12 protein-coding genes and 1 pseudogene are annotated in these 9,991 nt (G+C 65.9%); 1 reads left to right on the forward strand and 12 read right to left on the reverse strand.

Annotated elements, in window-relative coordinates:
• Window positions 1-103: 103 nt before the first annotated feature.
• The 5 genes from QH283_RS18365 to QH283_RS30345 form a co-directional block, all read right to left on the reverse strand.
• Entirely contained in the window at window positions 104-331 is a 228-nt protein-coding gene (locus QH283_RS18365; protein WP_280504222.1) for a DUF6924 domain-containing protein, read from the reverse strand.
• A 237-nt stretch (window positions 332-568) separates the two neighbouring features.
• Entirely contained in the window at window positions 569-919 is a 351-nt protein-coding gene (locus tag QH283_RS18370) for a hypothetical protein (protein ID WP_280504223.1), read from the reverse strand.
• 756 nt (window positions 920-1,675) lie between these two features.
• Complete coding sequence (locus QH283_RS18375; RefSeq protein ID WP_432420746.1) at window positions 1,676-1,858, reverse strand: transposase; 183 nt, start codon at window positions 1,856-1,858, stop codon at window positions 1,676-1,678.
• A complete protein-coding gene (locus QH283_RS18380; RefSeq protein WP_280504231.1) occupies window positions 1,773-2,870 on the reverse strand; it encodes a transposase in 1,098 nt (365 codons plus the stop codon). The genes QH283_RS18375 and QH283_RS18380 overlap by 86 nt, the downstream gene beginning before the upstream one ends.
• Window positions 2,762-3,178 carry a transposase family protein gene (locus tag QH283_RS30345; RefSeq protein ID WP_432420747.1) on the reverse strand — a complete coding sequence of 139 codons (417 nt, stop codon included), beginning with the start codon at window positions 3,176-3,178 and terminating at the stop codon, window positions 2,762-2,764. Before QH283_RS30345 ends, QH283_RS18380 begins: the two co-directional genes overlap by 109 nt.
• Here QH283_RS30345 and QH283_RS18390 point away from each other — a divergent pair.
• Window positions 3,137-3,283 (forward strand): hypothetical protein, encoded by a 147-nt coding sequence (locus QH283_RS18390; RefSeq protein ID WP_280504225.1) that lies wholly within the window; start codon window positions 3,137-3,139, stop codon window positions 3,281-3,283. The two genes, QH283_RS30345 and QH283_RS18390, sit on opposite strands and share 42 nt — an antisense overlap.
• A gap of 61 nt (window positions 3,284-3,344) precedes the next feature.
• Here the strand turns inward: QH283_RS18390 and QH283_RS18395 are convergent.
• The 7 genes and pseudogenes from QH283_RS18395 to QH283_RS30200 all read right to left on the reverse strand — a co-directional run bounded on the left by QH283_RS18395 (window position 3,345) and on the right by QH283_RS30200 (window position 9,989).
• A pseudogene (locus QH283_RS18395) lies at window positions 3,345-3,937 on the reverse strand (transposase).
• Window positions 3,938-4,016: 79 nt separating this feature from the next.
• Entirely contained in the window at window positions 4,017-4,244 is a 228-nt protein-coding gene (locus QH283_RS18400) for a hypothetical protein (RefSeq protein WP_280504226.1), read from the reverse strand.
• 231 nt (window positions 4,245-4,475) lie between these two features.
• Window positions 4,476-5,315, reverse strand: coding sequence for a F510_1955 family glycosylhydrolase (locus QH283_RS18405; protein WP_280504227.1), 840 nt, complete (start codon window positions 5,313-5,315; stop codon window positions 4,476-4,478).
• A 40-nt stretch (window positions 5,316-5,355) separates the two neighbouring features.
• On the reverse strand, window positions 5,356-7,530 hold the full coding sequence (locus tag QH283_RS18410) for a heavy metal translocating P-type ATPase (protein ID WP_280504228.1): 2,175 nt from the start codon (window positions 7,528-7,530) through the stop codon (window positions 5,356-5,358).
• A 45-nt stretch (window positions 7,531-7,575) separates the two neighbouring features.
• Window positions 7,576-8,223, reverse strand: a complete 648-nt coding sequence (locus QH283_RS18415; RefSeq protein WP_280504229.1) for a DUF305 domain-containing protein — start codon at window positions 8,221-8,223, stop codon at window positions 7,576-7,578.
• Between the two features lie 82 nt (window positions 8,224-8,305).
• The gene (locus QH283_RS18420; RefSeq protein ID WP_280504230.1) at window positions 8,306-9,820 is read right to left on the reverse strand and encodes a multicopper oxidase family protein; all 1,515 of its coding nucleotides are present in this window, start codon (window positions 9,818-9,820) and stop codon (window positions 8,306-8,308) included.
• Window positions 9,813-9,989, reverse strand: a complete 177-nt coding sequence (locus QH283_RS30200) for an SHOCT domain-containing protein (RefSeq protein WP_348538288.1) — start codon at window positions 9,987-9,989, stop codon at window positions 9,813-9,815. The genes QH283_RS18420 and QH283_RS30200 overlap by 8 nt, the downstream gene beginning before the upstream one ends.
• Between the last annotated feature and the right edge of the window lie 2 nt (window positions 9,990-9,991).

The following is a 9,991-nucleotide window of genomic DNA, read 5'->3' on the forward strand; positions in this document are numbered from 1 at the left end:
GTTCAACCACCGCCGCCTCTACCGGTACTGCGGTGACATCCCACCAGCGGAAATGGAGGCCGCCCACTACGCTCAACAACCAGCCCAGCCAACGGCGGGGCTGTCACACCGATAGGTCTCCGGACTCACCGGGGCGATTCACCCCGCCCGGATGCTTCGCCCGAAACGCTTCGGGGTCCAGGCCCGCGAACGCCGGGTCGTTCACCAGAGTCACGTAGGCCAGGAACCCCTCTCTGCTCGGGGTCATGATCTCCCGCACCAGAGACCGCCATGCGTGGTCGTCACCGAACCAGGTGCGGACAAGGATCGATCGCTTCGGGAGTTCCGCCATTCCCGAACGATAGAGACAAGGCCCGACACAGCGCAGTCCCCAATTCTTGGGCAGCTGACCGAATCGGCAGCCTCCTCCATGACCTGTGCCGACATCGGCAGCCAAGGCGCACTGTTCGACAGACCGGTCCCGCTAACAGCAACTCGTCGCCCGGCCGGGACAGGTCCAGTCGTTCCACGGTCTGCAGTGGGATGTTGATGGTGCGAATTCCTCGGCTGGACCTGGGCTTGCCGAGCTTCAGGCGGTCGCCGCCGTCCTTCCATGCCTTGTTGATGCGCACCGCGCCGGTGACGGGGTTGACGTCCGGACCTGCAGCTCGCCGATCTTCCCGGGGCGGGCCATCGGGACGAGGCCGAACCCGGCCTGGGTGCCCCACCGCTGCCCGAGCAGTTGCTCGAACAGTTCCCATTCGTCGTTGTCGAAGATCTCGATCTCGGTGTCGTCGTGACGCGGCAGCCGTATCCCCGCGCACGGGTTGAACGGCAGCAGTGGTGCCGGGCGCTGTTCGACGGCCGCGTCGAGGCCGATCCGGTCGATCAGATCGGCCCACCACTGGGCCTGGGCGTAACCGAAGGATTCCGAGGACATCCGCCGGACGCGGTCGAGGTCGTAGTAGTGGAAAGGAACCTGCCACCGGACGGTCCCGTCTTTACGAGGCCACGGGCGAGATGTGGGTATGCGCAACTCCTGTCGTGTCGAAACGGCGACACGATGAGTCCAAAAAGCGGCGGTGGTGGCCGAAACGAGTAAAGGTCCGGCTCGAAAGCCGGACCTTTACTCGTTCGAGTGGAGCTAAGGGGACTCGAACCCCTGACTCCACACCGAGGCAATGCCAGGTCAGCGATCTGGGCGGGGCTCTCACCGCAGGTCAACAGCCGTTTCACGACCGTTCGTGCCATTTCAGGACCAAAGCTAACCTCCGTGTGGTGACGGCGTCAACGCCGCAGGTCATCAGCATGCGTCTTTCGACGGTGGTGACGGCGTCACCACCACCGAGACCAATCGCTGGATTGGCACCTCGACGTGAGATTCTCATTGGACGTCGCCGCCCGGCGCGGGGATGCCGAGCAGTGTGATCCGCCAACGCTTGAGTGTGTTGAGATTCTCGCCGGACGTCGCCGCCAGGCGCGGGGAAGAGGATTTATCCTCGGTTGCCGGGATCGGGGGCGTTGAGATTCTCGCCGGACGTCGCCGCCAGGCGCGGGGCTCGATGAACTGGCATTATGCGGAGACCACCTTCTCCCGGAGCGCGGCATTACGTTCCAGCAGAAGCAATGTAGATGGGCCGGTTGGCGACCTGCCCATCGCGGATCTTGGCTCTGGCGCACTTTTCGTGAGGGAGGTTCAGGTCATCTGGAGCAGCGTTCGTTTGCGGAGAAAGTCGAGCTTTGCCCGTCCGAACATCTGGCGTTTGAGCATCTTGATGCGGTTGACCTGGCCTTCAATCGGGCCGGAACTGTAGGGCAGTGTCAGGCCGTTGCGAACAGCGTCGATGTCGCGGCGGAGGTTGCGGGCAAAGGAGGCCAGTGCTGGCAACGAAGGAGGCCAGTGCTGGCAACGAGTCCTTCTCCACGGTGTCGATCCAGGGGCCGAGGCGGTGTCCTTCGAGCCTGGTCATCATGATCGCGAAGTCGGCGACATGGTTTGCCAGCCGGTCGAGGTCTTTGCTTCGTTTCCGGAGTCGGTGCAGGCTGGCGGTGTCATCGTCGGCAAGGTTGTCGGGGGCGGTCATGATCCAGCGTGTCATATTGCGGATCGATGGTGGCTTTGGCGCAGTGACAGCGATTTGACCTGTTCCGGTGCGGAATCGGCGGAGATATCGCTGGACTTGCTGCTCGGTGCCGGGGTAGCCCTGTTCGGCGATCTCGCGGGTGAGCTGGGCCGCGTTGCGGATGCCGTCGTTCCAGCGTTGGTGCAAGTGTTCGCGGTAACCGTCGAGGATGCTCGACCGCTGCTGGTTCTTGGCGATCAACGGGTCGACCGTCGCAGCGTTGGCGAACTTCCGCACCGTCGCAGGATGCAAGTCCAGCTCACGGCCGACGGGGGCCTTGCTGAGGCCCTGCCGCAGCAGCTGGTGGACCGCCGCGTGATGCTCCCGGAAGCGTCTGACGACCTTCAGCTCGACGTGGTCGATGACCGGTGGTGGCTGGCTGGAACACTGGGAGTTGTTCTCCGCTGCCAGGTCGGCGGCGAGATCACGGCGAATGGTCGAGAGGTCCTTCTCGACAGCTTGGCCGATGTTCTGCCATAGGTGGAACCGGTCAGCGACCTGTAGGGCATCCGGGGCGCCCTGCCGGGCGCCTTCGGCATAACCACCAGCTCGGTCGCGGCAGATGATTCGAGGCAGCGGGCGGCTGCAAAGCCAGTTGGACAGAGCGTCGCCGTCGCGGCCGTCGATCAGGTCGACCGGACGTCGCGTCTCGAGATCAATCAAGACGGTCCCATATCGGTGTCCTCGACGGATGGCGAAATCGTCGACACCGAGACGACGATGGGAACGGCCGGTGGGTCCGGCAGCCGACGGACCAGGCGAATCAATGTGTCTCTACTGGTCGACAACCCCAAGCGGTGTGCCAGCCGAGCACCGGCTCGACCGGCCATTTCCACTCCGATCGTGGCCAGCATCGACGTGGACGGGCTGGTCCGCCGTGACCATTTCGCCGTCAAGCCTGCAACCTGTTCAGCAAGAGTCTGCGCCGGACAGCCGTTGTTCATGCAGAAGAAGCGCCGTACCACCAGCCGCAAGACCACCGGGCGTCCGGCGATAGCAGCGTCGGCCAGCCGCCGCTGATAGCGGGAGTGCACATGCGCGGAACCGGATCCGCACCTCGGACAGCGAGCCACCACCGCGCCGACCGCAGTTTCGACGACTACCGCTTCGCCTGCAACGTGAATGTCACCGACCACCAGATCGCGCAAGTGTGGCAACAACTTTCGAACAAGATCATCTGAACACGTCTGCCATCATTACCATTCGAATCGGCGACCCATGGAGTCCTGGCACCGATCCGGATCACGAAGAGTGCGCCAGAGCCCGGATCTTCACATGGATGCAGTCGATGAATACGACCGGATACACGCTGTCCAGGGGCCGGTTCTGCCATTCGGCCATGCCATCGAGCACCCGGTCGGTGATGGTCGAGATGGTCTGTTTGGACACCTCGGCGCCATAGACCTCGGCCAGGTGCGCGGAGATCTCACCGGTGGTCAGCCCCTTGGCCGACAGCGAGATCACCATGTCTTCGATCCCGGTCAGGCGACGCTGGCGTTTGGCAACCAGCTTCGGCTCGAACTCCCCGTCCCGATCACGGGCACCGCGATCTGGACCGGCCCGGCCTCGGTCAACACGGTCACCCGTTTCCCGTTGCGGGAATTGCCGCCGTCACGGCCGGCCGGATCGTTCTTGGCATAGCCGAGGTGGTCGTCCATCTCACCCTCGAGCGCGGACTCGACCACCAGCTTGGTCAACCTCGCCAGCAGGCCACCCTCATCGGTCAACTGCAGGCCCTCAGCCCGCGCCTGGGCCACCAGCGCCTGCAACTGACGATCATCGAATCCTTCACTCGCCGAACCACTGTCGGCGTTGTTCTCCATCACATCGGTCATCGTGGTGCATCTCCGTTCAGAGTTACACCGTTGTTCTTACAGTCTCCGCCGCCTCGACCTGGACGAGCGGGCGACCGCGCTATACGCGGCGGTCGATCGGCTGACCGAGACCGTGAGCGGATCCTCCGACGATCGGATCGGTTTGTACGAACCGCCCCAGGACCGAGAGGTAAGTGCGTGCCCCCATATCCAAGGCTTGTTGGGAGCCGACATGTTCGACCGGGACGGTGTGCTGTCCGAGCCAACCGAAGTCCATCCAGCCCTCAGCAGTGGCCGGGATCGGGATGTCACCGATGATCCCGGTCACGGGGTCGATGTTCTGCCCGTATGGGTCGTACAAATGCGGCGTGCCGGTCCGGACACCGGAATCGTTTGCAGTGCACAAGATGCTGCCGTGAACATTCGGATACGCCCAACTGGCCGAGGTACCCTGGGTGTAGTTCTTGGTCAGCAGAACCCCGCCGGGCAGCTTCAGCAGTCGCTTCGGTGAAAGCGACCGAATGGATGGTCAGAGGTGGCCCTGACACCCATGAACTGGTCAGTTCAACGTATAGAGAGTTTGTGCGGTTGCGGCGTAGGCGGTGTCGAAATCGACCGCCAGGACTGCTTCGACGGGGCCGATAACGGTATGGGGTTCCCATGTCTGGCCGGTGCGGCTGCGCCACGCGGTGCCGGTGGTGTCGATGCCCCACAATGAGCCGTCTGTCCCGGCGGATAGCAGTACCAGCTGTGGGGCGTCGGGAGCAGGGGTGAGGGTCCGTCCCGCGTCGGTGCTGCGTTGCAGGCCGTCGGCGGTCGCGGCCCATACACCGGTTGCGGTGACGGCGAGGGCGGTTGCGGTCACCGTGGGTCCGTTCTTCCAGGTGGTGCCGGTGTCGGTGGAGGTGAGCAGGCCGGTGAGACCGTCGGATCCGATCAGGAAGTCGCCATGGGTGGCCAATGCGTGGAAGTCCACTTCTCCGGTCAGGGCTTTCGGTGTCCAGGTGTGGCCGCCGTCGGTGCTTTCGATCAGTCCCAAGGGGTTGGCTGCCGAGCTCGATGGGCCCGGATGTCCGGAGGCGAACAGATGGTTGGTGCCCGGGCGCCCGGTCAGTCCCATGAAGTCGTCGTCGGAGTCGCCGACTCGGGCGGTGCGCCCGTCTGCGGCGAGAGCGAAGAGGCCGGTGTGGGTACCGGCCAGCACTGTGTTGTCGGCGGTGAGGTGCAGGCCATGGACATGGTCGAGCGCGGGCGTCAACCCAACGCCGGGGACTGGCGACGGTGCCGTCGGAACCGTTGTGGAGGCGGGTTGTCCGGTGGTGGTGCAGCCGGTGAGCACGGCCAGGGTGGCGAGTGGAACGAGGGCACGTGCCCACGGGCTCGCGGGTGATCTCCGCATGAGGTAAGGCTCGTTTCGGGGCGGGTCGCGTGTGTTCGGGTCAGGTGCGGGTGAGTTCGGCGGGGTCGAGGTCCAGGCGGCGTAGCAGTTGGGCGTTGAGCGCGACGACGATGGTGGACACCGACATCAGCACCGCGGCGACGGCGGGTGAGATCGCGACGCCGGCGAAGGCCGCCACACCGGCGGCCAGCGGTACGGCGATGACGTTGTAGCCGGTGGCCCAGAGCAGGTTCTGCCACATTTTCCGGTAACTGGCGTGGGACAGTTCGATGATCGACAGCACCGCGCGGGGGTCGTTCGCGGCGAGTACCACTCCGGCGGATTCGATGGCGACGTCGGTGCCGGCGCCGATCGCGACGCCGACGTCGGCGCGGGCCAGGGCGGGGGCGTCGTTGACACCGTCGCCGACCATCGCCACTGTGTGGCCGCGGCGCTGTAGTTCGGTGACCTCGGCGTCTTTGTGTTCGGGTAGTACTTCGGCGAACACTTCGTCGATGCCGAGGTCGGCGGCGACGGCGTCGGCGACTTGGCGGGCGTCGCCGGTGATCATCGCGACTTTCACCCCGCGGGCGTGCAAAGCGTCGACGGCTGCGCGGGATTCGTCGCGGACGGCGTCTTCGAGGGCGACCGCGCCCAGTACCCGGTCACCGTGGGCGAGGTGCAGCACCGAGGCGCCGCGTCGCACCCACGCACGGGTGACGGCGGTGATGTCCTCGGGCACCGACAGCCGCAGATCGCCGAGCATGGCCGGGCCGCCGACGGACACTTCGGTGCGGTCGAGGAGGGCGCGCACCCCACGACCGGGCAGGGACCGGAAGTCGGTGGCAGTGAGCTGTTCGGTTGTGGGCACGCGGTGGTGGGCCGCGGCCACGATGGCCCGGGCGACGGGGTGTTCGCTGTCGGCTTCGACGGCCGCGGCCAGGGCGAGCACGTGTTCTTCGCTGGTGCCGGTGGTGGCGGTGACCCCGGTGAGCCGGTGCTGGCCCTGGGTCAAGGTGCCGGTTTTGTCGAACAGCACCACATCCACGGTGCGCATGCGTTCGAGTGCGAGCCGGTCTTTGACGAGTACGCCCGCTTTGGCGGCGCGCTCGGTGGAGATCGCGATGACCAGCGGGATCGCCAACCCCAGGGCATGGGGGCACGCGATGACAAGAACGGTGATGGTGCGCACCACGGCTTCGTCGAGATTGCCCAGTAGCGCCCAGATCGCGAAGGTGAGCACGCCGGTGGTAGCGGCGAAATAGAACAGGAAGGCCGCGGCTTTGTCCGCCAGCGCTTGCGCGCGTGAGGACGAGGCCTGGGCGTCGGCGACCATCCGCTGGATGCCGGCCAGAGCGGTGTCCTCGCCGACGGCGGTGATCCGCACCCGCACGGCACTGTCGGTGGCGACGGTGCCGGCGACCACGGTGTCACCGACATCGCGGGTGACGGTCTTGGACTCGCCGGTGATCATCGATTCGTCGACCTCGGCGCGGCCTTCGGTGACCGTGCCGTCGGCGGGCACCCGCGCCCCGGCCCGGACCAGCACCAGATCACCGAGGGACAACTGCGACAGCGGCACTTCTTCGGTGGCGCCGTCGTCGGTGATCTTGTCCGCGGTGTCGGGCAGCATTGCGGCCAGGGCATCGAGCGCGCTGGATGCCGAGCCCAGTGCACGCATCTCCAGCCAGTGCCCCAGCAGCATGATGACGATGAGCAGCGCCAGCTCCCACCAGAAGTCGAGCTCGAAACCGCCCAGGCCCAGAGTGGTGACCCAGGACGCGAGGAACGCGACGCTGATCGCCATCGCGATCAACAGCATCATCCCGGGCCGGCGAGACCGCAGCTCGGTCCAGCCGCCCGTGAGGAATGGCATCCCACCGTAGAGGAAGATCACGGTGCCCAGGACAGGGGGAATCCAGGAGACGCCCGAGAAGTCGGGCAGGTGGTAGCCGAGCAGTTCGGCGACCATGTGACTGAACCCGACGACCGGTACTGCCAGCAGCAAACTGATCCAGAACCGGCGTCGGAACATCTCCCCGTGAGCCCCGTGCCCGGCGTGGCGATCGTGGCCACCGCCCTGGGCGTGGCCTGCGTGTCCGGCGGGGGTGTCGTGGCCGACGTGGGCCAGGTGCTCACCGTGGCCGGCGTGCCGATCCTGCGGATCCGGTGGCGGGCTCTGCGTGGATATGCCGTGGTCGTGCTCGGCGGGATGCCGGTGCTCGGGATGCGACATCGAAGTCTCCTGGTTGTGGGCGATGAGAAGTCGAGCGAGCTCGGCCTAGAGGGTGGTCAGCAATTGGCGCATGGTGTCGATTTCCTGCTGCTGGGTGTCGACGATGGTGCGGGCCATCTGCACAGCGTCGGAGAACTGTCCGTCCTCGATTTCGGTTTGCGCCATATCGATCGCACCCTCGTGGTGGGCGATCATCTGGTTCATGAAAAGCCGGGCGGCCTCGGTGCCTTGTGCATCGGACAGGGCCTGCATGTCCTGCTCGCTCATCATTCCCTTCATGCCGCTCATCCCGGGCCCGGTCATTTGCGGCATGTCGTGTCCTGGCATATCGCCGGGCATCTGAGTGGGTTCGCCCCACTGACCGAGCCAGCCTTCGAGTTGGTCGATCTCCGGTCCTTGGGCGGCTTTGATCTGCTGGGCGAGGGCGGTCACCGGTTCGGGGATGTCCTGCTTGGCCAGCAGCATGTCGCTCATCTCGATGGCCTGGGTGTGATGCGGGATCATCATCTGCGCGAACATCACATCGGCCGCATTGTGGGCGGCGGTGTTCTCGGTGGCAGAGGGTGCGGCCGACAGTGTGGTGGTCGATGGTGTCGCGGTGGTGCCGGTGTCGGAGTCCCCGCATGCGGCCGCTGTGAACGCCACCGCGAGCGCCGTGGCACCGACAGCGAGGGTCTTCTTCGCATTCTTCATCAGTGGATCCCTTCCTCGAGAATGGCGACCGAACAGTTGGTCCGGCTGGCCGGGCTGTGACTGGCTTACGGCGGGTTTCGGGCTAGGTCCGGTAGGAGACGGTGGTCATCATTCCGGCTTCCTGGTGGTAGGCGTTGTGGCAGTGAAGGGCCCATTGTCCGGGGTTGTCGGTGTCGAATTCGATCTCGACGGTGCGCATCGGCCGGATCGTGACAGTGTCCTTACGGACCCCGCCGTCGACGAGGGCGAAGGTGTGGCCGTGCAGGTGCATCGGGTGGAACATGTCCGACATGTTGCGTAACCGCATCCGCACCCGTTGTCCTTCGCGCACCTCCAGCGGCAAAATGTCGGGATGGGCGCGGCCATTGAGGGTCCACCGATACGGCGACATGGTTCCGCCCATGTCGGCGCTGAGGTAGCGGTCGTTGTCCTTGGCCGTCAGGCGCACCTGTTCCTGCGGTGACAGGTCGGCGCCGAGCAGCACCTGCCGGTCGAGTTCGTCGGGGCGGGTTTGTGGCGGCAAAGTACCGGCGGCGGTACGCACGATGGCCAGTGCGTGCCCGTTTTTGCCTTCTGCCTGCGCGAACAGTGGGAACACGCCGTCGCCGAGGGTGACCAGCACGTCGAACCGTTCGCCCATGCCGATCAGCAGCGCTTCGGTGTCGCGGGGTGTGACGGGGAAGCCGTCTGTGTGGGTGACCCTCATCCGGTGACCGCCGAGGGCGACGCGGAAGGCGGTGTCGGCGCCGGCGTTGACGAACCGGATCCGTACGCGCTGCCGCGGTGTCGCGGTCCACACCATGGGATCCATGGGGACCCGGCCGTTGACCAGAAAGTGCGGGTAGGTGACGTCTCCGGCGACGCCGAGCAGTGGGGAGAGCATGGATTCCTCGCCCATATCCATGCCGCCCATGGAACCGTGGTCCATCCGGTCCATACCGGTGTCACCGGTCCCACCGGCGGTGGTGCTGCCGATGCCGAGCTGTTCGGCCACGTCGTCAGGGGTTCGGCCGGCGCCGTCGAGCCAATCGTCGAGTACCACGATCCAGTCGTGGTCGTAGTCGCCGGGCTCGCGTGGGTCGTCGATGACCAGGGCACCGTACAGGCCCCGATCGAGCTGAAGCCCGGAATGGGAATGGTAGAAGTACGTGCCCGGGTGTGGCGCGGTGAACTCGTAGGTGAACGCCGCACCGGCGGCAATCGGATCTTGGGTCAGCCCAGGCACGCCATCCATGTCATTGCTCAGCGCGATACCGTGCCAGTGCACGCTCGTCGGCACCGCCAGACGGTTGTCGACCTGCACCCGCAGCAGATCCCCGGCCCGCGCACGTATCAGCGGTCCGGGCAGGTTGTCGTCATAGCCCCAGGTCGAGACGATACGCCCGCCCAGATCCACCTCGACCGGGCGTGGTGTCAGGTGGGCGGAGACCACCTGCTGGCCGGGGAGCCGTCGTTGTTGTTCGAGGCGACGCACGATCGGCGACGACGCCGTCACGGGTGCGCCGCCCAGTGACCCCGACCCGGCGCAGGCCGCCATCACCCCGGCGCCGGCGAGTAACGATCCGACCATGAAGGACCGGCGGCTCAGCTCAGTCACCCACGTGGTCCTGCCGCGCGCTGGTCTCGGCTGCGCCGAATGACTGCGCCAGCATTTGCCGGCGTGCCAGGAATTCCTCCGTGTCGATGTCCCCGCGGGCGAAACGCGATTCGAGCAACCGCAGCGGATCGGGGTCGGCGGGACGCGCCGAGGTGCGGTCGGCGCCCAGCA

Origin of the sequence: Nocardia farcinica, assembly GCF_029867845.1 — a bacterium.
Classification (GTDB): domain Bacteria; phylum Actinomycetota; class Actinomycetes; order Mycobacteriales; family Mycobacteriaceae; genus Nocardia; species Nocardia farcinica_A.